Origin of the sequence: Novacetimonas cocois (assembly GCF_003311635.1) — a bacterium.
GTDB lineage: Bacteria > Pseudomonadota > Alphaproteobacteria > Acetobacterales > Acetobacteraceae > Novacetimonas > Novacetimonas cocois.
Genome location: NZ_QEXL01000002.1, coordinates 105,129 through 128,152, shown reverse-complemented (window position 1 = coordinate 128,152; position 23,024 = coordinate 105,129). Strand labels below are relative to the sequence as shown.

Below are 23,024 nucleotides of genomic sequence, written 5' to 3'. Positions count from 1 at the left end.
CCCGGAAACTTTCGTTATTTTTTATCGACAGACCGTTTTCAAAAGGTTTCCTGCTCCACCACGCCTGTCACCGGGGGATTCGTGTGTGCTGGATTGCGGGACATCGCGGCCTTTTGCATGGAACGTCATCTTCCCTGAAAATGGGCTGTTCGGAACGGATGGGAAAACAGGCGATGCTGCTGGTGCGCGGTGGGACGGTGGTCACGGCGGAGGCCTCCTTCAGGATTGACGTCCTGTGCGGCAGGGACGGGGAGATCGCAGCCATCGGCCCCGCGCTGGACCCGCCCCACGGATGCCGCGTGCTGGATGCGGGGGGATTGCTGGTGATGCCCGGCGGCGTCGATCCCCATACCCGCATCGGGCCGGATGCCCGCCGCTTTGCCGATATCGGCCATGCCGCGCTGGCGGCGGGAACGACCACGCTCATCGATTGCATCGACGTGCCCGCCGGGCATGAAATGCGCGCGGCGTGGGAGGAATGGCGACACGCGGCGCGTGGGGGCGGCGTCGATTTTTCGGCCCATATGGTCATCAATCACCGGGATGCGCGGATGGCGGCCGGCATGAGGGCGGTCACGCGGGAATGCGGGGTGAATTCCTTTCGTCTGTCGTGTGGCGGCGACCTGCCGGATACGCAGTTGCTGGGCGTGATCGACCATGCGATGGCGCTGGGTGCGCTGTGCGCGTTCGATACCCACAGGGGGCAGGTCGCGGACTATCTGCGCGTCGGGCTGCGCGATGCCGGGATCGGAACGGTTGAGGCACAGTCGCTGTCCTGCGTCCCCATGATCGAGGAGGCCGGGACTGCCCGCGCCCTCATGCTGGCGGGTGTCCTGGGTTCGCCGGTGCATCTGGGGCCGGTTTCGACGAAAGGGGCCATCAGCGCGATCACGACGGCGCGCCTGCATGGACAGCGCACCAGCGCGGAGGTGCTGGTGCGGCATCTGGTGATGACGGAAGATGACGATGCGCCGTTCTGTCCCGATCTGCCGCCATTGCGGGCGGAGGAACACCGGCAGGCCCTGTGGGGCGGCCTGTCGGCGGGCATGGCGGCCATGACCGCCAGCGGCGCGGGAGATGATGCGACGCAGGCGGATGAGGATGCGCGTCCCATGCCCGACCTGTCGGGACGACTGGGGCTGCTGTGGCATCACGGGGTGGAGACAGGTCGCCTGTCGGTGGAGGAATTCGTGGCCGTGACTTCCGCCAACGCGGCACGGGCCTTCAACATCTATCCCCGCAAGGGCGCGATCATGGTGGGGGCCGATGCGGACCTCGTGCTGTGGGACCCGCGGGGCGAGGCCCGGGCGCTGTCGTCATGCCACGGCGCGCCGGTCGTGTCGGGATGCGTCCGTCACGTGGTGCACGGTGGCGTGCTGGCATGGTCCGATACGCAGGCGTGCGCGGCCGGGCAGGGGCGGCATGTCGCGCGTCCCTGTTTCGGGCGCAAACTTTCCGCGCGGGTCAGGCGCAGCGCGCATCTGGCGGCACAGGATGGTTAGGCGATATTGGACGATATCCCGCGCGCGGGTTCTGGCAACGGGGCGGGAATGAAGTATCATCCCGCCGGGATGTTTCGCGCCTGCGTGCCCGATGGGGATGCCGGCGCATTTGTATGACGCGGGGAGCGGTTTTGACATGGAATGGCAGGCACGGTCGGATGGCACGCAACGCATGGCCTGCCGCCATGCCGGTGCGACGCGGGGGCATCCGGCGGCGGTGTCCGTGATGCGGGCGGGTGATCGCGCATGAGCGAGCCGTTATTACGCACCCCACGCATGATGCGCCTGCATGCGCGGGGCATTTCCTATTTCAACGCCGTGCGGGAATGCCGTTCCATCCGCGAGGCCGCGCGTCGCCTGAATGTCACCCCTTCCGCCCTGACGCGGCAGCTGGCGCAGATGGAGGCCGAGGTCGGCGCCCCCCTGTTCGACCGCCTGCCCGAAGGGATGGTCCTGACGGAGGTGGGGCGCATCATGGCGCGGCATATCGTGACCGTCATGCAGGACGCCGCCCGGACGGAGGAGCAGATCAACGCGCTGTCGGGACGGCAGGACGGGCGCCTGCGCATCATGGCGGTGGAGGGGGTGACCGGCCAGCTTCTGCCGCCGCTGCTGGAACGGATCACGCGGATGTATCCCGCGGTGGACCTGAATGTGGAGATCGGATCGCCCAAGAACATCGTCTCCGCCCTGCAGGATGGCAGCGTGGACCTTGGCATCGCGTTCTCGCTGGCGCTGTATCCCGACCTGCGTCGCGTGGCGGTGGCGCATTTCCCCGTGGGGGCGGTGGTGCGGCGGGACCATCCGGTCGCCCCCCTGCGCACCGTCACGATCGAGGAATGCGTGCGCCATCGCCTGATCCTGCCCACGCGGACCCTGTCGCTGTATCGCGTGATGGAACCGATGCTGCGTCCCTGGCAGGAACACCTGCATGTCGTGCTGCATACCGGCTCCATCGAACTGACAAACCGCATGGTGGCTGCCGGCAGCGGCCTTGCGTTCCAGTCGCCCCTGGCGGTGGAAATGCAGGCCGGCCATGAAAGCCTGTGCCACGTCCCCCTGCGTGATACCCGCGCGGTCACGGACCTTGGGGTGTACGTGCGGGAATCGCGCTGGCTGCCGCCGCTTCTGGAAACGGTGATCGAGGAACTGCGTCAGGAACTGCGCCGGATACAGGGCGTGGGCGACGAAAAGATACTGTAGCTCAGCGCACTGCCTTCCTGTTCTGTTTTCTGAAACAGAATGGTCAGATCATTCTACTGGACGAAACACGCGACGGCCTGATTACACTGTTTCATCAACGGTGCGGTTGGGGGGATATCGGACGCGTGGTGTCGGGGGACGCCACGGCCACTGCATCGGCAATGACGCAAATGACGGTGGGACAGGCATATGACGATGCACGGACGGGACGGCACGGATGCGCGCGGTGGCCTCGGGACCCTGGATGAGGCCGTGCGCCGTGATCTGGAGGTCATCGGCTATCCCCGGCGCGAATGGGTGCCCCCACGCTATCACGATGGCAGGCGGGTGCTTGATGTCGCGATCATCGGCGCGGGGCAGGGCGGCCTTGCCACCGCCTTCGCGCTCAGGCGCACCAGCATCGACAACGTGCAGATCTTCGATCGCGCGGCCCGTGGGGGGGAGGGGCCGTGGATCACCTTTGCCCGCATGATTACCCTGCGCACGCCCAAATACGTGACGGGACCCGACCTTGGCGTGCCGAACCTGACGCCGCGCGCGTGGTTCGAGGCGCGTTACGGCGCGCAGGCGTGGGAAAAGCTCGACAAGATACCGCGTCAGGACTGGCAGGCCTATCTGGACTGGTATCGCGACATCCTCGACCTGCCGGTCGCCAATGACCACGCGCTTGAGGCGGTGGAGTGGGAAGACGGCCTGCTGCGCCTGTCGTTCCGCACGTCGGGCGGGGATGTCCATACCCATTACGCGCGCAAGCTGGTGCTTGCGACCGGGATCGAGGGATGTGGCGAATGGCACGTGCCCGCCTTCATCCGCGACAGCCTGCCGCGCGAACGGTTCGCCCATACGTCCGAAGCCATCGACTTCGACGCGCTGAAGGGCAGACGCATCGGGGTGCTGGGGGCCGGGGCATCGGCCTTTGACAACGCCGCCACGGCGCTGGAGGCCGGGGCCGGGTCGGTCACGCTGTGCCTGCGCCGGCGGGAAATCCCCTCGATCAATCCGTACCGCTGGATGGAAAACACCGGCTTCCTTGCCTATTTCCCCGCGCTGGAGGACCGGCTGCGCTGGGGCTTCATGCGGCGCATCTTCGAACTGAACCAGCCCCCGCCGCAGGACACGTTCTGGCGTTGCCGTCGCCATGCGAATTTCGCCTATCACACCGGCTGCCCGTGGGAGGGTGTGCGGATGGATGGCGATGACATTGTCGTGCGCACCCCGAAGGGGGAGATGAGGTTCGATTTCGTCATCATCGGCACGGGCTTTACCGTCGACCTGTCGCGCCGTCCCGAAACCCGTTCGTTCGCGAACTCCGTGGCGCTGTGGCGCGAACGCTATGCCCCGCCCGCGGGCGAGGAAAGCGAGGTGCTGGGCACGTATCCCTACCTTGGGGAGCGGTACCAGTTCATCGCGCGCGACCCCGCAGATCCGCTGGCGCCGATGCTTGCGAACATCCATAACTTCACCTTCTCCGCCACGCCGAGCATGGGGCTTTCCGGTGCCTCCATCAGTGGCATGCGTTTCGGTGTCGAACGGCTGGCGCAGGGGCTGGGGCGCGACCTGTATGTCGCGGACGGGCAGGAACACCTCGACAGCCTGCTTTCGTACGACACGCCCGAACTCGTCAGTCTTGACCCCCCTGTCTCCGATCCCGTCTAAAAGGAGACGGTATTTCAACGGACAGATCCGGGAGAAGAACGGATGAGCAGCCCTTTGCATGATGAGGCGGCACCCCCGCCATCACCTGTCGTGACGCCCGGTGGCGATGGCGTCTTTCCAGTGGTTCAGGTCGCGCGGTGCATCGGGCTGACCGTGCCGCCGGCATGCATGAACGACGTGACCGCCAATGCGGCACTCCTGCAGGGATATGCCGACCTGCTGAACGGTTTCGCCCTGCCCGATACGTGCGAACCCGCCGGGGAGTACGTCCCATGACGCAGGCGCAGGTGGGGACGACGGCGCGCGATGCGCTGGGGATCGCGGCGGATGTCCGCGCGGGGCGCCGCACCGCCGTTTCCGTCGTGACGGGCGTCATTGCCGATATCGAGGCCCGCGACACCCGTTACAACAGCGTGACGCGCATCTTCGGCCCCGCCGCCGTGGCCCGCGCCGAACAGCTGGACCAGCGGATCGCGCGCGGGGAGGATCCGGGCGTGCTGGCCGGCGTGCCGTTCGGGGTCAAGGACCTGTTCGATATCGCGGGCGAGGTCACGACGGCGGGTTCCATCGTCCTGCGCGGCAATCCGCCCGCGGCGCATGATGCCACCGTGGTCGCGCGGCTGCAGGCGCAGGGCGCGATCGCGGTGGCCAGCCTGAACATGGACGAATTCGCCTATGGCTTCTCGACCGAGAACGCGCATACCGGCGTGACGCGCAACCCGCATGACCCGGCCTGCCTTGCCGGCGGGTCGTCGGGCGGTTCGGCGGCGGCGGTGGCGGCGGGGCTGATGCCGTTCGCGCTGGGGTCGGACACCAACGGCTCGATCCGGCTGCCTGCGGCGCTGTGCGGGGTGTGGGGGCTGAAGCCGACATTTGGGCGGGTACCGCGCGACGGGGCCTATCCCTTTGCCGCCAGCCTTGATGTCGTGGGGCCGATGGCCGACAGCATCGGGGACCTGCGCACGGTGTTCGAGGTGATGGATGGCCGTTCGCTGGGTGGGCTGCCCGATGTCGCCTCGCTGCGCATCGCGCGTCTGGGGGGATGGTTCGCGCGCAATATCAGCGCGGATTTCACCGCCGCCATTGACGCGGTGATGGCCCACCTGAACAGCACGAAGGTCATTGAACTGCCCGAGGCCGCGCGCGCCCGCGCCGCCTCGTTCCTGATTACCGCGTCCGAAGGCGGCAACCTGCACCTGCCGCGCCTGCGCCAGCGCGCGATGCAGTACGATCCCGCCACCCGCAGCCGCCTGATGGCCGGGGCGATGCTGCCGTCCGCGACGCTGGTGCAGGCGCAGCGCTTCCGCAACTGGTTCCGTGCGCGGATCCATGAACTGTTCAGCCACCATGACGTTCTGGTCGCGCCGGCAACCGTCGGTCCCGCGCCGCGTATCGACCAGCCCACCATCGTGGTGGAGGGACGCGAGGTTTCGGCCCGCGCCAACCTGGGCCTGTTCACGCAGCCAATCAGCCTGGCGGGCGTGCCGGTGCTCTCCACGCCGCTGGCCCATCCGTCCGGGCTGCCGCTGGGGCTGCAGCTGATCGGCGCACCCGGGGCGGAGGCCGCGCTGTTCGCGGTGGCGGGGGAACTGCAACGCGCGGGGCTTGCCCGCTGTACGCCACTGACCACCGGGGACTGAACCTTCATGCTCAACACGCCGCGCTCCTGCCGGGGGATGGTGACATCGCCCCATCACCTCGCCAGTCAGGCGGGTCTTGATGTCCTCAAGGCCGGGGGTACGGCGATCGAGGCCGCGGTCGCCACCGCAGCGGCGCTGGCCGTGGTCTATCCCCACATGACGGGCATTGGCGGGGACGCGTTCTGGCTGACGCTGTGGCCTGACGGACGGGCGGAGACGATCGACGCGTGCGGGGCCGCGGCGCGGCATGCGGATGTCGGGTTCTACCGCGACAGGGGCCTGTCGCGTATCCCGTGGCGCGGGCCGCTGGCGGCGAATACGGTGGCGGGCACGGTTTCGGGCTGGGACATGGCCCTGTCATGGAGTCATGGCATACAGCCCGGCCTGTCGCTGGGGCGCGTGCTGCGCGATGCGATCTATTACGCCGAACAGGGGGCGCCGGTCACGGCGGGTGCCGCCGACATCACGCGGGCAAAGGCGGACGAACTGCGGAAGGTTCCGGGGTTCGCGGATCAGTTCATGCCCCATGGCCGCCTGCCACGCGCGGGCGACATCCTGCATAACCCGCGCCTTGCCCGCACGTTGCGCGCGCTGGCGGATGACGGGCTGGACAGTTTCTATCGCGGGCGGGTCGGGGCCGACCTTGCGGCCGACCTTGCCGATCTGGGCAGTCCGCTTGCGCTGGCGGACCTTCAGGCCCATCGCGCCGTGCACCAGCCCGCGCTGCATGCGCGCATCAGGGGGGCGGATCTTTACAATGTCGCGCCCCCGACGCAGGGCGTCGCCTCCCTGCTGATCCTGTCGCTGTTCGATCGCCTGCGCGCGGCGAAGGCAGACAGTTACGATTACATGCACACCTTGGTGGAGGCGACGAAGATCGCCTTTCGCTATCGCGACACGCATGTGGGCGATCCCGCGCTGATGACGGTCCAGGCGCAGGATATCCTTGACGACGCGGGGGCGCTGGACCGCATGGCGGCGTCCATCGACCCGCAGCGCGCGGCGCCGTGGCCCGACCCGTCACAGCCGGGCGACACAGTATGGCTGGGTGTCGTTGATTCCGACGGGCTGGCGGTCAGCATGATCCAGAGCCTGTATTTCGAATATGGCTCCGGCATTGTCCTGCCGCGCACCGGCGTGGTGTGGCAGAACCGGGGCACCAGCTTCGGCATGGACCCTGATGGCTGGAACGGCCTGCGTCCGGAGCGCAAGCCCTTTCATACCCTCAATCCCGCCGGGGCGCGTTTCGATGATGGCCGCGTCATGGTCTATGGCACCATGGGGGGCGAGGGACAGCCCCAGACGCAGGCGGCGGTGTTTACCCGTTACGCCTGTTACGGCGTGCCGTTGCAGCGCGCCGTCACCGCCCCGCGCTGGCTGCTGGGCCGCACGTGGGGGGAGGAAAGCGTCAGCCTGAAATATGAGGACCGCTTTGACCCCGAACTGATCGCGCGCATGTCGGCCGCCGGCCACCAGATGGAACGGGTGGAGGCATTTTCACAGGCCATGGGGCATGCGGGGGCACTGGTGCGCCATGAAACGGGCCTGATCGAGGGGGCGACCGACCCCCGCAGCGATGGAGGGGTGGCGGCATGGTGAACATGCACGGACTCTCCGCCCCGCCGCCGGGCGGTCGGCGCATTGTCGAACGCTGCGACCTGCTGGGCCGTCCCCCCTATTCCGACGAGGCGGGCAGCCTGTTCCGCCCCTATCTCGGCTCCGGCTACCGGGCGACGCTGGACCGGATCGCGGCGTGGATGGCGCTGGCGGACATGTCCGTGCATGTCGATGCGGTGGGCAACGTGGTGGGGCGGTACGAAGGGGCCGTTCCCGACGCGCCCGCCCTCCTGCTTGGCTCGCACGTGGACAGCGTGCGCAATGGCGGCCGTTATGACGGGATGCTCGGCGTGGTTCTGGGGATCGAGGTGGTGGCCTGCTTCGCGCGGGAGGGACGGCGCTTTCCCTTCGCGCTGGAGGTCATCGGTTTCGGGGATGAGGAAGGATCACGCTTTCCCGCCGCCATGCTGACGTCGCGCACGGTCGCGGGCACACGCGATGGCTTCGACCTGTCGATGACGGATCGTGAGGGGATTTCCCTGTCGGAGGCCCTGTCGGAATTCGGCCTCGACCTTGCCACCATCGATGAGGCCCGGATGACGCGCGAACGCGTGCTGGCCTATGTCGAGGCACATATCGAGCAGGGGCCGGTGCTGGAGGCGGAAGGACACGCCGTGGGCGTCGTCAGCGCCATTGCCGCGCAGTACCGCTATCTCGTGACCATGCACGGTGTCGCGGGCCATGCGGGCACGATTGCGATGCGCCTGCGCCATGACGCGCTGGCGGCGGCGGCGGAAGCGATCGCCATGGTGGAACGTATCGGCCGGGGCGGGCCGGACGACCTTGTCGCCACGGTGGGACGGCTGGAGGTTGCGCCGGGTGCCGCGAATGTCGTGCCCGGCGACGTGGTCTTCAGCATCGATGTGCGCGCGGGAACCAACGCGCAGCGCGATGCAGCGGCGAAGGCGATACGCCACGAACTGCGCCAGATTGCGGACCGGCGCGGGATCGGGCTGGAGGTCGAGCTGCAGCAGGACCTGTCGGCCACCCCCTGTGATGGCGTGCTGACGCAGCTGATGGAACAGGCGGTGGCGGATGTGACGGGCGCGCCGGCGCGCGTGCTGGTCAGTGGCGCGGGCCATGACGCGATGGTCATGGCGCATCTGGCCCCGGTTTCGATGCTGTTTGTCCGCTGTGAAAAGGGGATCAGCCACAACCCGGCCGAGGCCGTGACGGCGGCGGACGTGGAAATCGCCCTGCGCGCCATGATGGATTTTGTCCGCCTGTTTGAAAGACGTTGTTGATGACACAGAATATTTTTGGCCAGATCGATCCTCCTTCACGGATGCTGATGGGGCCGGGGCCGGTCAACGTGCATCCGCGCGTGCTGCGTGCCATGGCGGCCGACATGCTGGGGCAGTTCGATCCCGAAATGACCGGCTACATGAACCAGACCATGGCGCTGTACCGTCAGGTCTTCATGACCGAAAACCGCTGGACGCTGCTGGTTGACGGCACGGCGCGCGCGGGGATCGAGGCGGCGCTGGTCTCCCTGCTGGAACCGGGGGCGCGGCTGCTGATCGTATGCGCGGGGCGGTTCGGGCTGCTTCTGTCGGAAATCGCGCAGCGGATAGGCGCGGAAATCTTTACCATCGACATCCCGTGGGGCGAGGTCGCGACCCTGAAGCAGATCGAGGACGGCATCGTCGCGCATCGCCCGCATGTGCTGGCATGTATTCATGGCGATACCTCCACCACCATGGCGCAGCCGCTGGACGGGGTGGGGGAACTGTGTCGCCGGCATGATGTGCTGTCGTATGTCGATGCGACGGCGACGCTGGGCGGCATGCCGGTTGCGACGGACCGCTGGGGCGTGGATATCGTGACCGGCGGGCTGCAGAAATGCATGGGCGGCCCGCCCGGGTCCTCGCCCATCACGATTTCGGACCGCGCCGCCGACTACATCATGTCGCGCCGCCATGTGGAGGCCGGGATCCGCAGCGCCACGACCACGGACGGGATACGCGCGCGCATTGCCTCGAACTATTTCGACCTTGCGATGATCATGGATTACTGGTCCGAAAAGCGCCTGAACCACCATACCGAGGCGACAAGCATGCTGTATGCCGCGCGCGAGGCCGCCCGCATCATGGTGGAGGAAGGGCTGGAGGCGCGTTTCGCCCGCCATGCCGCCGCCAGCCGGGCGATGGGCGCGGGCCTGCGCGCGATGGGCCTGAGCCTGTTCGGCAGTGACGCGCACCGCATGACCAACGTGACCGGCGTCCTTATCCCCGATGGCGTTGACGGCGAACGGGTGCGCGCGCGCATGCGCGATGATTTCGAGATCGAGATCGGATCGGCCTTTGGCCCGCTGCAGGGCAGGATCTGGCGTATCGGCGCGATGGGATACAACGCGGCGAAGCACAAGGTCCTCCTGACGCTTGGCGCGCTTGAGGCAGTCCTGCGGCAGGAAGGGCATAACCTGGTTTCGGGGCGTGCCGTCGATGCCGCGCTGGCAGAATATGGTGAATGACGTGATGGAACAGCAGACCGGATATCCGCGTGACCTTGTCGGCTATGGCGCATCTCCGCCGGATGCGAAATGGCCGGGCGGGGCGCGCATCGCGGTGCAGTTCGTCATCAATTACGAGGAGGGGGCCGAAAACTCCATCCTGCATGGCGATCGCGGGTCCGAGGCATTCCTGTCGGAAATGATTGGCGCGGCATCGATCCCCGGCGCGCGGGCGATCGCGATGGAAAGCCTGTATGAATATGGCGCGCGTGCCGGGTTCTGGCGCCTGCACCGGATTTTCACGCAGCGACGCCAGCCCGTGACCGTGTTCGGGGTCGCGATGGCCATGGCCCGCAACCCCGATGCCGTGCGCGCGATGAAGGACGCCGGGTGGGAAATCGCCTCCCACGGGCTGCGCTGGATCGATTACCAGCACATTCCCGAAGCGGTGGAACGCGCCCATATCGAGGAATGCATTGCCCTGCATACCAGGGTGACGGGATCGCGCCCGCTGGGATGGTATCAGGGCCGTACCAGCCCCAACACCGCGCGTCTGGTCGCGCAGGAAGGCGGGTTTGTCTATGACGCCGATTCCTATGCCGATGACCTGCCGTATTACGATCGTGCGAATGGCCGCGCGCAGCTGATCGTGCCCTATACGCTGGATGTGAACGACATGCGCTTCGTCGCCCTGAACGGCTTTACCGAGGGGGAGCAGTTCTTCAACTACCTGCGCGACACGTTTGATGAGCTGTATGAGGAAGGGGCACAGACGCCAAAGATGATGTCGGTCGGACTGCACTGCCGGGTGGCGGGGCGACCGGGCCGCGCGCGGGCCGTGGCGCGGTTCCTTGATTACATCGCCACAAAGGAACAGGTGTGGGTCGCGACACGGCTGGATATTGCGCGGCACTGGCTGTCGGTGCATCCGGCATGACAGCGGATATGGCACGCGTCAATACCCTGGACGAGGCGCGGTTCGTCGAACTGTTCGGGCCGATGTACGAACATTCCCCCTGGGTGGCCGAACGCGCGTTCGACCACCGTCCGTTCGCAGATGCCGCGCACATGCTGCGCGTCATGGACCATGAGATGCGCCGCGCCACGGACGGGGAGCAGATGGCGCTGATCCGGGCCCATCCCGAACTTGCGCGCCGTGCCGGGGTGGACCCGACGCTGACCGATGCCTCCGCCACTGAGCAGGCCTCCGCCGGGCTGGACCGTCTCACGCCGGAGGAATTCGCCCGGTTCCGTGCGCTCAATGACGCCTATGCGGCCAAATTCGGCATTCCGTTCATCATCTGCGTCCGGCTGGCGGACAAGGAACGGATCCTTGCGGAAATGCAGCGACGGCTGGAGCATGATCCCGACACCGAAATCCAGACGGCGCTTGATGAAATTGCCAGGATCGCGGCCCTGCGGCAGGACGGCATCCTCAGACAGATGGAGGACGCGTCATGAGCACCCTTTCGACCCATGTGCTGGACCTTGTCTCCGGCCTGCCTGCGGCTGGCATGGAAATCGGCCTGTGGTCAGGGAATGAGCGCCTGTTCCACGGGATCACCAATGCGGACGGGCGCTGCCCCGAACTGTCGGCCGCGACGGGGGAAATGGCACAGGGCACTTACCGGCTGGAATTCGGCGTTGCGGCCTATTTCCGGGGGCGCGGGGTGGTGCTGTCCGATCCGCCGTTCCTTGATGTCGTGCCGATTGTCTTTGGCATGGCGCGGGCCACGGCGGGGGAAAAGGGCGGGCATTACCATGTGCCGCTGCTGGTTTCCCCCTACGGGTTTTCGACCTATCGCGGAAGCTGAAAGCCCGAAGGAGGGTTTTGGTGAAGCTTTTCGCAAAAGCTTCGAAAGAACACTGAATTTTTAAAAAATACTGTCCCGGAGGACGTGTATTGTTCCCGCCGGCCGGAAACGTAAAAAGGGCCGTGGCATCATCTGCCACGACCCTTTTTTCATGTCCCGCGACAGCGATCAGCCGTCGCGGGAATAATCACCGGATCAGACCAGCGCCTGCTTCAGGGCTGCCGTCAGGTCGGTCGTGGTCGCCTTGCCGCCAAGGTCGCCCGTGCGCACCGCGCCGGAGGTGATGACCTTGTTGATGGCGCTGTCGATGCGGTCGGCAAGATCCTTCCGGCCGACATGCTGCAGCATCATGTTCGCCGCCAGCAGCAGCGCGGTCGGGTTGGCCTTGTTCTGGCCCGCGATGTCGGGGGCGGAACCGTGGACGGCTTCGAACACGGCGGCCTTTTCGCCGATGTTCGCGCCGGGCGCCAGACCCAGGCCACCCACCAGGCCGGCCGTCAGGTCGGACAGGATGTCACCGAACAGGTTGGTGGTCACGATGCAGTCGAACTGCCACGGATCGGTCACCAGCTGCATGGCGCAGGCATCGACGATACGCTCGTTCACTTCCACGCGGCCTTCATATTCCTTGGCGACCTTGCGGCCTTCTTCCAGAAACAGGCCGGTCAGCAGCTTCAGGATGTTGGCCTTGTGCACCAGGGTCACGCGCTTGCGGTTGTTCTTGACCGCGTATTCAAAGGCGTAACGCACGATCCGGTTGCATTCCGCGCGCGAGGTATAGCCCGCGCTGGTGGCGATGGCATGCGGGTCGTCACCAACCGGGATGTAGTTTTCCAGGGCAGCGTAATAGCCTTCGAGGTTTTCGCGGAAGATGACGAGGTTGATGTTGTCGAAGCGGCCACCCGGCACGATCGTTTTCGTGGGACGGACATTCGCGAACAGACCGAACTCCTGACGCAGTGTCACGTTGATGGACTTGAAGCCGCCACCGACGGGGGTGGTCAGCGGACCCTTCAGCGCGAGGCCGGTGCGACGGATGCTTTCGATCGTTTCCTTGGGAAGCGGGCTGCCGGTGGCATCAAGGGCCGCGACGCCACCCAATGCCTTTTCCCACTTGAACGGTGCGCCGACGGCGTCGAGGATTTCGATGACGGAGTCAACAATTTCAGGGCCGATCCCGTCGCCGGGGATCAGGGTGGCGGGAATTGTTTTTTCTGCGGACATTTTGAACGTCTCCCTATCGTGCTTGCGCCTGCCCGGGGGGCAGGTTGCGCACCGGCTTGGCTGTTTCCGCTGATGCTTCGGATCCAGTTGCGTCGGAACTGGTAAAAAGTCCTAGGCCCCGGACCGGCATGTGACAATTCCATCCCCCCCGTCCGGGACCAGATTCGTGGTCACATTATCTGGCGCTCAGCGGCGCGCAGGCCGCCTGCAGCCATGTCTGCCCGACTTTGTCCAGATGTGGCGCGACCTGTTCAAAAACGCGTGCATGATAGGCGTCGAGCCAGGCAATTTCGGTGGTGTTGAGCATGTCCACCGCAATCAGGCGGCGATCGAACGGCGCCAGCGTCAGCACCTCGAACGCCAGAAAGCGCCGCGTCGCGCCCGTGGTGACCGCGGGGGTGATCGCGGGCTGCACCAGCAGCAGGTTTTCCAGGCGGATGCCAAACGCGCCGGGGCGGTAATATCCCGGCTCGTTCGAGATGATCATCCCCGCCTCCAGCGGGACGGGACGGTAATTGGTGGAAATGTTGCACGGCCCTTCATGCACCGACAGGTAGCTGCCGATTCCATGCCCGGTGCCATGGTCGTAATCCAGCCCGCCTTCCCACAGGGCCTGCCGCGCCAGCGCGTCGAGCGCGTGTCCCGTGGTGCCGTGCGGGAAATGGGCGCGCGCCAGCGCGATATGGCCGCGCAGGACGCGGGTAAAGGCGTCGCAGACATCATCGTCGGGCTGTTCGGGGCCCGTCCACACGGTGCGGGTGATGTCCGTGGTGCCATAGGGATACTGTCCCCCGCTGTCGATCAGGTACACCTCGTTATGGCGCAGGATGCGGTCCGTTTCGGCCGTGACGCGGTAATGGATGATCGCGCCATTGGGGCCGGATCCGGAAATGGCGGGAAAGCTTTCCTCGCGATAATCCTGCGATCCCTTGCGGAATGCGTCCAGACGCTGCGCTGCCTCCAGCTCGCCCGTGCCGACCCCTTCGGTGTCCAGCCAGTGCAGGAAACGGCAGATGGCGATGGCATCCTGTTCATGGGCGTGACGCGCACCCTGCTGTTCCACCTGATTCTTGATGGCCTTGGGCAGCAGGCAGGGGTCGGTGGCGCGGATGACGGTGGCGCCGGCCTGTTCCAGCGTCTGGATGAACCACACGGAATTCGCCGCCGGGTCGATCTGCACCCGCTGTCCCGCCTGTGCCGCCAGTTGCGCCGGCAGGTCATCGGGGGTGAAAACGCGCACGTCCTCCCCCAGCCATTCGCGCGTGCGCGGGGTCAGCTTGACCGGGTCAATGAACAGGGAGACGGAGGCATCCGCGTTGACGATGGCAAAGCACAGGCTCAGCGGCGTATAGGGAACATCGTTGCCACGGATGTTGAGCAGCCATGCGATGGAGGCCGGATCGCTGAGCACCACGCAGGCTTCGCCCGACTTGCGCAACTGTGCCGCCAGCGTCTGGCGCTTGGTCAGGCTGTCGATGCCACTATATTCAAGCGGCTGTTCCAGGCAGGGGGTGCGTGGCGGTTCGGGGCGGTCGGTCCATATGGCGTCAACCGGGTTGCGCACCAGGGCCACCAGCGTCAGTCCCGCCTGGATGAAGGGCAGGAGGGCGTTTTCGCTCAGCAGGCGCGGGTCGTACCCGATCCGCGCGCCAGCGGCATGCTGGGCCAGCCATTGCGCAGGCGGCGTTTCGCGCAGGTGCAGCCGTTCCCAGCACAGCCCGTCCACCTGATGTTCCATCTGGGTGGTATAGCGGCCATCGGAAAAGACCGCCGCGCGATCCATCAGCACCGTCGCCATGCCCGCGCTGCCGGTGAAATCCGTCAGCCACGCCAGCCGTTCGGCGCAGGGGGCGACATATTCGCCCAGATGTTCGTCCCCGCGCGGCAGGATGAAACCATCGACATTGTCCTCCCGCAGGATCTGTCGCAGGGCGCGGAGGCGGGTGGGGGCATCCGTCATGGAACGTGACTCCGTTTCTGGAATGAAAAAGCAGGCGCGCGCGTCATGTTCATGACGACGCTCAGTCGTTCGGGACAAGCCGGTAGAGGAACATCAGGTCCATCCATTTGCCGAACTTGGTCCCGCATTGCGGGATCGTGCCGCCGCGCTGGAAATCGAAACGTTCATGCAGCAGGCGCGACGCCGTGTTCGACGCGGTAATGGCCGCGACCATCACATGCACGTCCGAATGGCGTGCAAGCTCGCACAGGTGTCCCAGCAGCAGGCTGCCGATGCCCCGGCGCTTGTACGCGGGGGCGATATAGATGGAATGTTCGACCGTGTGGGCATAGCCCGAAAACGGACGGAAGGTCTTCCAGCTGCAGTATCCCGCGACCACGCCCTCCGGCGTGACGGCGACAAGGACGGGATGGCCGTTCTTCTGGCTGTCATGCAGCCATTCCAGCCGGACGGGCACCGTCGTCTCGCGCGTTTCCCACAGGGTGGTGCTATTGCGGATGGCGTCGTTGATGATGTCCACGATCGCGGGAATGTCGTCGTCCGTCGCGGGACGGATATGAACGGGGGGTGTGGGCTCAGGCATCGGGTTTTCTCAGGATCAGCGTGGCCCAGTCGCCTTCGCGCAGGTGACGTTCCAGTACCAGCCCCTGCCGGCGGTGGGCCGAAAGCACCATGCGCACCTGCGTCTGCAACAGCCCCGCAAGGATGGCCGTCCCCCCCGGCAGGAGGTTGCGCGCAAGATCGCCCGCCATCGCGCATAGCGGGCGGGCAAGGATGTTGGCGAAGACAAGGTCATAGGGCGCATGCCGGCGGATGGCGGGCGTGCTCCACCCGTTGCCGAGGTGGCATGTCACCATGTTGGCAAGGCCGTTCATCTGCGCGTTGCGTCGGGTGACGCGCACGGACCAGGGATCGATATCGGTCGCCAGCACCGACTGTTTCAGCAGCGCCGCCGCCGCCATGGCGAGGATACCCGATCCGCACCCGAGGTCGAGGATACGGCGCGGCCTGCGATGGGCCACCATTTCCAGCGCGCGCAGGCACCCGCGGGTCGAGCCATGTTCCCCCGACCCGAACGCAACGCCCGCGTCCAGCACCAGGGTGATGCGCTGCGGATTGGCGCCGGGTTCCAGATGGGTGCCGCGAATGGCGAACCGCTTTCCCGCCGTCTGTTCGGGAAATGCCTCGTACGTGCGGGCAAGCCAGCCCTCGGATTCCGTGCGGGTGCGTTCCAGGGGGGCGTCCACCCCGCTCAGGGCCGCCGCCAGCACCAGTGCCGCCTGCAGTTCGGCTTCGGCATTGCCGATGTCGCGCACGCCCTCGACCCGCCACAGGGTCTGGGCATCGTCCACTTCAAAGATGCCGATGGTCGCGCAGGCGGTGGCCAGCGCGTTTTCATAGGCTTCCACGGCCTCTGGCGGCACGGTGACCGAAATGGTCTCCAGTTCGGTGGCGTGGCGGCGGGGGGGAATGGTCATGATACCTGCTCAACAAAGGAATCGATCACCCGTTTGGTGCCCGCTTTTTCAAACGCGACCTCCAGACGGCTGCCTTCTGCGGACGCGACGGTGCCGTATCCGAATTTCTGGTGAAAGACACGGGTGCCCACGGGAAAGGCACCCTTGCGCGCCTGCGTGGGGGATGTCGCGACGTCGGTGACGGGACGGCGGCGGGCGACGACCGGAAACGGGGTCGCGCCAAATACCGGCGTGCGCATCGAGCCGTTGTGACGCGCGCGCGTCGAATCGCCCTGGGTTTCAATATGCTCGTCCGGCAGTTCCTCGACAAAGCGGCTGGGGATCGCGGACTGCCAGTTGCCATAGATGCGACGGTTGGCCGCATGGCTGATGATGGCGCGCAGCCGCGCGCGCGTGATGCCGACATAGGCGAGGCGACGCTCTTCCTCCAGCCCCTTCATCCCGCCTTCATCCAGCGTGCGCTGCGACGGAAAGACGCCTTCCTCCCACCCCGGCAGGAAGACCGTATCGAACTCCAGCCCCTTGGCGCCGTGAAGGGTCATGATGTTCAGGCGCTCGTTCCCGGCGTTTTCCTCCGTCTCCATCACCAGCGCCACATGTTCGAGGAAACCGCCAAGGTTCTCGAAATCGGCAAGCGCGCGCACTAGTTCCTTGAGGTTGTCGAGGCGTCCGGGCGCGTCAGGCGACTTGTCCGCCTTCCACATGTCGAGATAGCCGCTGTCCTCCAGCAGGCGTTCGACCACCACCACGTGCCCTTCACGCGGCAGGTCCTCGCGGCACTGTCCGAAACAGCGCATCAGCGTCGCAAGATGTTCGCGCGCGCGTCCCTTGATCGCGCCATCGGCCAGAAGTTCCAGCACGGCCGCCGTCAGCGGGATGTCGCGCGCGCGGGCGTGAAGGTGAAGTTTCTGCAGCCCCGTCGCGCCGATGCCCCGGCGCGGCACGTTGATGATGCGTTCGAACGCAAGGTCGTCCGATGGCTGGTTCAGCACCCGCATGTAGGCCAGCGCGTCGCGGATTTCGGCGCGTTCGTAAAAACGCAGCCCCCCCACCACGCGATAGGGCAGGCCGATTGTGATCAGCCGTTCCTCGAACGCGCGGGTCTGGAACCCGGCGCGGACAAGGATGGCGCATTCCGCCAGCGAATGGCCGTCATTGCGCAGGCGTTCCACCTCCTCGCACACCATGCGGGCCTCGTCATCGGAATCCCATACCGCGACGACGCGCACCTTCTCGCCTTCCGCGTCATCGCGTCCCGGATGCAGCGTCTTGCCCAGCCGTTCCTCGTTATGCGCGATCAGGCCGGACGCCGCGCCAAGGATCTGGCGTGTGGAGCGGTAGTTGCGTTCCAGCCGCACGACCTTCGCGCCGGGGAAGTCGCGTTCGAAACGCAGGATGTTTTCCACCTCCGCCCCGCGCCAGGAATAGATCGACTGGTCATCATCGCCCACGCAGCAGATGTTGGCCCGTCCGTCCCCGCGCTGCGCCAGCAGGCGCAGCCACAGGTACTGGATCGTGTTGGTGTCCTGGTATTCATCGACAAGGATATAGCGGAAGAAACGGTGATACTGCGCCAGCACGTCGGGATGGGTGCGCATGATTTCGGTCATGTGCAGCATCAGGTCGCCGAAATCGCAGGCGTTCAGCTGGATCAGGCGTTTCTGGTAATCGGCATAGATCGCGCGGCATTTGCCATCGGCGAAATCACAGTCCTCGGCATCGCTGACGCGCTCGGGCGTCAGGCCCCGGTCCTTCCACCGCTGGATGACGCCCATGATGCCCTGTGGCGGCCAGCGTTTGGTGTCGATGCGGCGCGGTTCGATCACCTGCTTGAGCAGCCGGATCTGGTCATCGGTGTCGAGGATGGTGAAACTGCTGGTCAGTCCGACATATTCCGCGTGCCGGCGCAGCATGCGCGCGCACAGGGAATGGAACGTCCCCAGCCACAGCCCCTCCACCGGCGCGCCGAGCAGTGCGCCGATTCGCTCCCGCATTTCGCGGGCGGCCTTGTTCGTGAAGGTCACGGCAAGGATCTGGTTGGGCCGCGCCCGTCCCGACAGCAGGATATGGGCAAAGCGCGTGGTCAGCACGCGCGTCTTGCCCGTGCCCGCCCCGGCAAGGACAAGCAGCGGACCGTCCGTCGTCTCGATCGCGGCGCGCTGTTCCGGGTTCAGCCGGGCGAGGTACTCGGGCGCGCCTTCGTCGGGAATGCGCGTGGGGGGGAAAAGACTGTCCATCACATGGTTACCTATAGCAATGTCCTTCCCAACAGGCCATGACGCACACGCATCGGGAACTGAAACGCTGCCGGACATGACAGGGCGGCCGCATGGAATGAAGGGGGACAGGTGGCATCGCGCACGGATGGCGGGGGAAACGGATCGGGGAATGGATCACGCAACAGCGGACCGGGCGGGCACCGGGCACGCATGCGCGCGCGCATACGCGCCGCCGGGGAGGGATCGCTGGCGGATTACGAGATTCTGGAGGTCCTGCTGTTCGCCGCCATTCCCCGTCGCGATACCAAACCGCTGGCCAAGGACCTGATCGCGCGTTTCGGCTCCCTCGCCGGGGTGCTGTCGGCGGGGGCGGGGGAACTGCGTGCCGCCAGCGCGGGGCCGCGTGCCTGCGCGGTGCTGGGGCTGCCTGCGCTGGTGGCGGGACGGCTGTGTCAGGGGGACGGGCGATCGCGTCCGTACATCCATGACCTGCAGGCGGCATGGACCCATTACGCCGCCACGCGCGATGCCATGCCCGTGTCGTCGCGCGATGGGCAGGGAAGCAATGCACAGGGACAGGTGACGATCCTGCTGCTGGATGCGGCCAACCGTCTGGTGGGCGATGAACGGGTGCCCGCGGGTCCGCCCGCCGACATGTGCCGCACGATCCTGCAGCGCGTGCTGCACCTGCATGCGGTCTCGATGGTGGCGGTATGGGATGGCGGGGCATTCCCGCCCGCGCCCCGCCTGCTGGAGGACGCGGCCGTCGTCATGCGGCAGGTGGAGGCCCACGGACGCCTGCTGTCCACGGTCATGCATGACTGCATCATCGCGGGCAGGAAAGAGTGGACCTCCCTGCGGCGGGAGAAAATGCTTTAGCGACGGCCTGAAAAAAACAGGCCCGACAACACCCTGAAATCACAAAAGTTTTTGGCGAAGCTTTTTGCAAAAAGCTTCGTAAGGCGTCGCCTTTACTGAAAATAAGGCGACATCCGAAAAACTTCCGTTGTTTTCAGGCAGCCTTCCGGGGGTCAGGCGGCGTGCTTCGCCATCAGTTCGAACTGCGTGGCAATGGCCTGCAGAAGTTCGTCCGGCTGGCTGACCAGCGCGTCCGCGCCTGCGGCGACCAGTTCGTCGCGCCCCCCATATCCCCACAGCACGCCCAGCGCACGGACATGGTTTGCATGCGCGCCCGTGATGTCAAAGCGGCGGTCGCCGATCATCAGCGCATGGTTACGCGCCACGTCATGTTCACGCAGCAATGCGGCGATCAGTTCCGGTTTTTCCGCGCCGCTGTCATCGGCGCGCGCGCCCGACAGGCCGTCGAAATACTGCGACAGCCCGCGCAGGTGTAGGATCTTGCGCGCCAGGTAGCGTGGCTTTGACGTGGCGATGAAAAGCTGCGTTCCCCCGGCATGCAGGGTTTCGATGACATGGCGCATTCCGTCGAACAGCGGGCTTTTGCGCATGCCGCCGCCTTCGTAATGCCTGCGGTACAGGTCCATCGCCTCGTCCACGCGGTCGTCGCCGTAATGGGCCAGGATATGCCCCAGAAGATCGCGCAGCGGCGGTCCCACCACCCATGTCAGGTCGATCGACAGGTCCGGTTCATGGCCGAGGTCACGCAGGACGGCATGGATGGATTCGATGATGCCGTCATGGGAGCGGATGATCGTGCCGTCCAGATCGAACAGGACTGCATTGCGCGGGGCAGGGGGAATGGAAAAATTCATGCGGGTATATGACCTCCGTCTGTTATCGATTATTGGTTCCCATTATGCCCTGTCGTCGGGCTGTCTGTCCTGAATTTATCGACACATGCACGGGGTTGGCCGCGAATGGGACTGCACGGATCGCCACATGACGCCCCGCCCGCGCCGTGGGAGGGCGAAAATGGCGCGGCGGGGATGGATGACCGGACGCTCCTGCGCCATGTGATCGGGACGCTGGACCCCCGCCATGCCGATGCCGACGTTCTGGCCGATATCCTGCTGGCGCGCTTCGGTTCCGCCGGGATGGTGCTGTCGGCCTCTCCGCAGGAACTTGACGCGGTGACGGGCATGTATCCCGTGCTTTCCCCCCTGATCGCTGTTGTGCGGGAGGCAGCGCTGCGCCTGCACCGTGCCTATGTGCGGCATGGGGATGCGCTGTCGGGGCATCGCCGCATCGTGGATTACCTGCAGGCGGTGATGGGCCATGACAGCACCGAACAGTTCAGGGTGCTGTTCCTTGATGCCGCCTACCGGCTGGTGGATGACCGGGTGATGGGGGTGGGGACCGTCGATCAGGCCCCCGTCTATCCACGTGAAATCATGCGCCACGCCATGGATCTTAACGCCCGTATCCTGATCCTCGCGCATAATCACCCAAGCGGCGATCCCATGCCGTCCGCGGCGGATATCCAGATGACGATGCACATAGAACAGATCGCGCGCGTCATGGGCATCCGCCTGCATGATCATATGGTCGTGGGAAACGGCCGGAGCCTCAGCTTCCGCAGGGCGGGCCTGATCTAGGGCCTCAGTCCCCGTCCGCCCCGTCCGCTGGCGTCGCGAGGGGACCCAGCGCCGCCTCCACCCCGAATTCCCCCGGCAGGCCGCCATAGGGGAACAGCACGTTGACATGTCCCATCTTGCGGCCCGGTCGGGCCTCCGCCTTGCCGTAATGGTGGGCCAGCAGGCCGGGGGCGGCCATGATCCGGGGCCACAGGGCCATGTCGTCGGGACCGATCAGGTTTTTCATCACCGCGTCGCTATGGCGCGTTGCAGGCGGCAGCGGCAGGCCGGTGACCGCGCGGACATGCATCTCGAACTGGTCCACCGGACAGGCATTCATGGTCCAGTGACCCGAATTGTGCGGACGCGGGGCGATTTCATTGACCAGCAGGTCCCCGTCGCGATCGACAAACATCTCCACCCCCATGATGCCGGTCAGGTCCAGCGCACGGGCGATTTCGCCTGCCAGTTCGCGGGCGCGCTGTGCAAGTCCGTCGGAAATCCGCGCGGGGGCAAGGCTGAGGTCAAGGATGCCGTTGCGGTGACGGTTTTCCGTCGTATCGAACGTGACGGTCCCGCCCGTGGCGTTGCGCGCCACCATGACGCTGACCTCGCACGCGAAATCGACCATTCCCTCCGCTACCAGCGGATGGGGGGCAAGGCGGGAAAATGCGGCGGACAGGTCCTCGGGCGCATGGATACGTGCCTGCCCCTTGCCATCATATCCCAGCCGCGTCGTCTTGAGGATAAAGGGATATCCCAGCCGCGTGGCCGCGACCTGCAGGTCGGCCTCGTTCTCCACCAGGTGGAAGGGGGCGATCGGGATTCCGGCATCCTGCAGGAATGTCTTTTCCGCGATGCGGTCCTGGCTGATGCGCAGGATCCTGCCTGACGGATGGACCGGGCGGAGGGAGGAAAGCAGGTCCAGCCCGTCGGCGCTGATGTTTTCGAATTCGAACGTCACGACATCCACCGCATTGGCAAAGCGGCGCAGCGCGTCATGGTCGTCATAGGCGCCGACGGTCACCGCATGGGCAACCTGTGCTGCCGGGCCATCGGCCTGCGATGTCAGGATATGGGCACGAAAGCCCAGACGTGCCGCGGCGATGGCCGACATGCGGCCAAGCTGCCCGCCGCCAACGATGCCAAGGACGGAGTTCGGGGAAAGCGGTGTCATCGCACCGGCTCCTGCGCGACGGACTCCGTCTGGGTCGCGCGCCACGTTTCCAGCCGCTGTGTCAGTGCGGCATCGCCAAGCGACAGGATGGACGCAGCCAGCAGCCCGGCATTCTTTGCCCCCGCGCGACCGATCGCAAGCGTGCCGACCGGCACGCCGCCGGGCATCTGGACGATCGACAGCAGGCTGTCCATTCCCTTGAGCGCCTGCGATTCGACCGGCACCCCCAGCACCGGCAGGCTGGTCCACGCCGCGCACATGCCCGGCAGGTGGGCGGCCCCGCCCGCCCCGGCGATAATCACCGACAGCCCCCGTCCGCGCGCCGTGCGGGCATATTCCGCCAGCCGGTCCGGCGTGCGGTGGGCGGACACGATCCGGATTTCATGGGGGATCTCCAGCTCCTCCAGAACGGCGGCGGCATGGCGCATCGTTTCCCAGTCGGACTGGCTGCCCATGATCAGCCCCACATGCACGGCGCTGTCCTTGGGGGAGGAAGGGGCAGGGGAATTGGTCACGGCGTCTGTACTTTCAGGGCTTTGTGGCGGGGGAGGCGGTTATGCCAGCGGCAGTTAGAAGAAATGCCGCGA

At 66.1% G+C, this 23,024-nt stretch carries 21 protein-coding genes; 13 read left to right on the top strand and 8 right to left on the bottom strand.

Going from position 1 to position 23,024, the window contains the following annotated elements:
* The first annotated feature begins 158 nt into the window (after positions 1-158).
* The 11 genes from NJLHNGOC_RS02280 to uraH all read left to right on the top strand — a co-directional run bounded on the left by NJLHNGOC_RS02280 (position 159) and on the right by uraH (position 11,884).
* Complete coding sequence (locus tag NJLHNGOC_RS02280; protein ID WP_113594907.1) at positions 159-1,502, top strand: amidohydrolase family protein; 1,344 nt, start codon at positions 159-161, stop codon at positions 1,500-1,502.
* Between the two features lie 246 nt (positions 1,503-1,748).
* Complete coding sequence (locus NJLHNGOC_RS02275) at positions 1,749-2,705, top strand: LysR family transcriptional regulator (RefSeq protein ID WP_110527141.1); 957 nt, start codon at positions 1,749-1,751, stop codon at positions 2,703-2,705.
* Positions 2,706-2,894: 189 nt separating this feature from the next.
* The gene (locus NJLHNGOC_RS02270) at positions 2,895-4,361 is read left to right on the top strand and encodes an NAD(P)-binding domain-containing protein (RefSeq protein WP_206059687.1); all 1,467 of its coding nucleotides are present in this window, start codon (positions 2,895-2,897) and stop codon (positions 4,359-4,361) included.
* Positions 4,362-4,403: 42 nt separating this feature from the next.
* Positions 4,404-4,637: a DUF4089 domain-containing protein gene (locus tag NJLHNGOC_RS02265; RefSeq protein ID WP_113594906.1), complete on the top strand. Its 234-nt coding sequence runs from the start codon at positions 4,404-4,406 to the stop codon at positions 4,635-4,637.
* On the top strand, positions 4,634-6,001 hold the full coding sequence (locus NJLHNGOC_RS02260) for an AtzE family amidohydrolase (protein ID WP_113594905.1): 1,368 nt from the start codon (positions 4,634-4,636) through the stop codon (positions 5,999-6,001). Before NJLHNGOC_RS02265 ends, NJLHNGOC_RS02260 begins: the two co-directional genes overlap by 4 nt.
* Before the next feature lie 6 nt (positions 6,002-6,007).
* Complete coding sequence (locus tag NJLHNGOC_RS02255) at positions 6,008-7,600, top strand: gamma-glutamyltransferase family protein (protein WP_113594904.1); 1,593 nt, start codon at positions 6,008-6,010, stop codon at positions 7,598-7,600.
* Positions 7,594-8,862: an allantoate amidohydrolase gene (locus NJLHNGOC_RS02250; protein ID WP_408890431.1), complete on the top strand. Its 1,269-nt coding sequence runs from the start codon at positions 7,594-7,596 to the stop codon at positions 8,860-8,862. The genes NJLHNGOC_RS02255 and NJLHNGOC_RS02250 overlap by 7 nt, the downstream gene beginning before the upstream one ends.
* Positions 8,862-10,091 carry a pyridoxal-phosphate-dependent aminotransferase family protein gene (locus NJLHNGOC_RS02245; RefSeq protein ID WP_113594902.1) on the top strand — a complete coding sequence of 410 codons (1,230 nt, stop codon included), beginning with the start codon at positions 8,862-8,864 and terminating at the stop codon, positions 10,089-10,091. Before NJLHNGOC_RS02250 ends, NJLHNGOC_RS02245 begins: the two co-directional genes overlap by 1 nt.
* Positions 10,092-10,095: 4 nt before the next feature.
* Positions 10,096-11,007, top strand: coding sequence for an allantoinase PuuE (gene puuE, locus NJLHNGOC_RS02240; protein WP_113595024.1), 912 nt, complete (start codon positions 10,096-10,098; stop codon positions 11,005-11,007).
* An 8-nt stretch (positions 11,008-11,015) separates the two neighbouring features.
* Positions 11,016-11,531: a 2-oxo-4-hydroxy-4-carboxy-5-ureidoimidazoline decarboxylase gene (gene uraD, locus NJLHNGOC_RS02235; RefSeq protein ID WP_113594901.1), complete on the top strand. Its 516-nt coding sequence runs from the start codon at positions 11,016-11,018 to the stop codon at positions 11,529-11,531.
* Positions 11,528-11,884, top strand: coding sequence for a hydroxyisourate hydrolase (gene uraH, locus NJLHNGOC_RS02230; protein WP_113594900.1), 357 nt, complete (start codon positions 11,528-11,530; stop codon positions 11,882-11,884). The genes uraD and uraH overlap by 4 nt, the downstream gene beginning before the upstream one ends.
* Before the next feature lie 195 nt (positions 11,885-12,079).
* On the opposite strand, the gene NJLHNGOC_RS02225 is transcribed toward uraH, so the two are convergent.
* The 5 genes from NJLHNGOC_RS02225 to NJLHNGOC_RS02205 form a co-directional block, all read right to left on the bottom strand.
* On the bottom strand, positions 12,080-13,108 hold the full coding sequence (locus NJLHNGOC_RS02225) for an isocitrate/isopropylmalate dehydrogenase family protein (protein WP_110527166.1): 1,029 nt from the start codon (positions 13,106-13,108) through the stop codon (positions 12,080-12,082).
* A 175-nt stretch (positions 13,109-13,283) separates the two neighbouring features.
* Complete coding sequence (locus NJLHNGOC_RS02220) at positions 13,284-15,068, bottom strand: aminopeptidase P family protein (protein WP_113595023.1); 1,785 nt, start codon at positions 15,066-15,068, stop codon at positions 13,284-13,286.
* A gap of 61 nt (positions 15,069-15,129) precedes the next feature.
* Positions 15,130-15,651, bottom strand: coding sequence for a GNAT family N-acetyltransferase (locus NJLHNGOC_RS02215; RefSeq protein ID WP_113594899.1), 522 nt, complete (start codon positions 15,649-15,651; stop codon positions 15,130-15,132).
* Entirely contained in the window at positions 15,644-16,546 is a 903-nt protein-coding gene (locus NJLHNGOC_RS02210) for a 50S ribosomal protein L11 methyltransferase (protein WP_113594898.1), read from the bottom strand. Before NJLHNGOC_RS02210 ends, NJLHNGOC_RS02215 begins: the two co-directional genes overlap by 8 nt.
* Positions 16,543-18,783, bottom strand: coding sequence for an ATP-dependent helicase (locus NJLHNGOC_RS02205; protein WP_113594897.1), 2,241 nt, complete (start codon positions 18,781-18,783; stop codon positions 16,543-16,545). The genes NJLHNGOC_RS02210 and NJLHNGOC_RS02205 overlap by 4 nt, the downstream gene beginning before the upstream one ends.
* A gap of 111 nt (positions 18,784-18,894) precedes the next feature.
* On the opposite strand from NJLHNGOC_RS02205, the gene NJLHNGOC_RS02200 reads away from it, so the two are divergent.
* The gene (locus NJLHNGOC_RS02200; protein WP_239021268.1) at positions 18,895-19,644 is read left to right on the top strand and encodes a JAB domain-containing protein; all 750 of its coding nucleotides are present in this window, start codon (positions 18,895-18,897) and stop codon (positions 19,642-19,644) included.
* Between the two features lie 152 nt (positions 19,645-19,796).
* On the opposite strand, the gene NJLHNGOC_RS02195 is transcribed toward NJLHNGOC_RS02200, so the two are convergent.
* Positions 19,797-20,498 carry an HAD hydrolase-like protein gene (locus NJLHNGOC_RS02195; protein WP_113594896.1) on the bottom strand — a complete coding sequence of 234 codons (702 nt, stop codon included), beginning with the start codon at positions 20,496-20,498 and terminating at the stop codon, positions 19,797-19,799.
* 105 nt (positions 20,499-20,603) lie between these two features.
* On the opposite strand from NJLHNGOC_RS02195, the gene NJLHNGOC_RS02190 reads away from it, so the two are divergent.
* Positions 20,604-21,281: a JAB domain-containing protein gene (locus NJLHNGOC_RS02190; protein ID WP_113594895.1), complete on the top strand. Its 678-nt coding sequence runs from the start codon at positions 20,604-20,606 to the stop codon at positions 21,279-21,281.
* Positions 21,282-21,285: 4 nt separating this feature from the next.
* On the opposite strand, the gene NJLHNGOC_RS02185 is transcribed toward NJLHNGOC_RS02190, so the two are convergent.
* The gene (locus NJLHNGOC_RS02185; protein WP_113594894.1) at positions 21,286-22,437 is read right to left on the bottom strand and encodes a 5-(carboxyamino)imidazole ribonucleotide synthase; all 1,152 of its coding nucleotides are present in this window, start codon (positions 22,435-22,437) and stop codon (positions 21,286-21,288) included.
* Positions 22,434-22,892, bottom strand: a complete 459-nt coding sequence (purE, locus tag NJLHNGOC_RS02180) for a 5-(carboxyamino)imidazole ribonucleotide mutase (protein ID WP_239021282.1) — start codon at positions 22,890-22,892, stop codon at positions 22,434-22,436. The genes NJLHNGOC_RS02185 and purE overlap by 4 nt, the downstream gene beginning before the upstream one ends.
* Between the last annotated feature and the right edge of the window lie 132 nt (positions 22,893-23,024).

Coding starts and splice junctions, on each gene's coding strand:
- NJLHNGOC_RS02280 (WP_113594907.1), top strand. CDS start 159: ATGGGAAAACAGGCGATGCTGCTGGTGCGCGGTGGGACGGTGGTCACG.
- NJLHNGOC_RS02275 (WP_110527141.1), top strand. CDS start 1,749: ATGAGCGAGCCGTTATTACGCACCCCACGCATGATGCGCCTGCATGCG.
- NJLHNGOC_RS02270 (WP_206059687.1), top strand. CDS start 2,895: ATGACGATGCACGGACGGGACGGCACGGATGCGCGCGGTGGCCTCGGG.
- NJLHNGOC_RS02265 (WP_113594906.1), top strand. CDS start 4,404: ATGAGCAGCCCTTTGCATGATGAGGCGGCACCCCCGCCATCACCTGTC.
- NJLHNGOC_RS02260 (WP_113594905.1), top strand. CDS start 4,634: ATGACGCAGGCGCAGGTGGGGACGACGGCGCGCGATGCGCTGGGGATC.
- NJLHNGOC_RS02255 (WP_113594904.1), top strand. CDS start 6,008: ATGCTCAACACGCCGCGCTCCTGCCGGGGGATGGTGACATCGCCCCAT.
- NJLHNGOC_RS02250 (WP_408890431.1), top strand. CDS start 7,594: ATGGTGAACATGCACGGACTCTCCGCCCCGCCGCCGGGCGGTCGGCGC.
- NJLHNGOC_RS02245 (WP_113594902.1), top strand. CDS start 8,862: ATGACACAGAATATTTTTGGCCAGATCGATCCTCCTTCACGGATGCTG.
- puuE (WP_113595024.1), top strand. CDS start 10,096: ATGGAACAGCAGACCGGATATCCGCGTGACCTTGTCGGCTATGGCGCA.
- uraD (WP_113594901.1), top strand. CDS start 11,016: ATGGCACGCGTCAATACCCTGGACGAGGCGCGGTTCGTCGAACTGTTC.
- uraH (WP_113594900.1), top strand. CDS start 11,528: ATGAGCACCCTTTCGACCCATGTGCTGGACCTTGTCTCCGGCCTGCCT.
- NJLHNGOC_RS02225 (WP_110527166.1), bottom strand. CDS start 13,108: ATGTCCGCAGAAAAAACAATTCCCGCCACCCTGATCCCCGGCGACGGG.
- NJLHNGOC_RS02220 (WP_113595023.1), bottom strand. CDS start 15,068: ATGACGGATGCCCCCACCCGCCTCCGCGCCCTGCGACAGATCCTGCGG.
- NJLHNGOC_RS02215 (WP_113594899.1), bottom strand. CDS start 15,651: ATGCCTGAGCCCACACCCCCCGTTCATATCCGTCCCGCGACGGACGAC.
- NJLHNGOC_RS02210 (WP_113594898.1), bottom strand. CDS start 16,546: ATGACCATTCCCCCCCGCCGCCACGCCACCGAACTGGAGACCATTTCG.
- NJLHNGOC_RS02205 (WP_113594897.1), bottom strand. CDS start 18,783: ATGGACAGTCTTTTCCCCCCCACGCGCATTCCCGACGAAGGCGCGCCC.
- NJLHNGOC_RS02195 (WP_113594896.1), bottom strand. CDS start 20,498: ATGAATTTTTCCATTCCCCCTGCCCCGCGCAATGCAGTCCTGTTCGAT.
- NJLHNGOC_RS02190 (WP_113594895.1), top strand. CDS start 20,604: ATGGGACTGCACGGATCGCCACATGACGCCCCGCCCGCGCCGTGGGAG.
- NJLHNGOC_RS02185 (WP_113594894.1), bottom strand. CDS start 22,437: ATGACACCGCTTTCCCCGAACTCCGTCCTTGGCATCGTTGGCGGCGGG.
- purE (WP_239021282.1), bottom strand. CDS start 22,892: ATGGGCAGCCAGTCCGACTGGGAAACGATGCGCCATGCCGCCGCCGTT.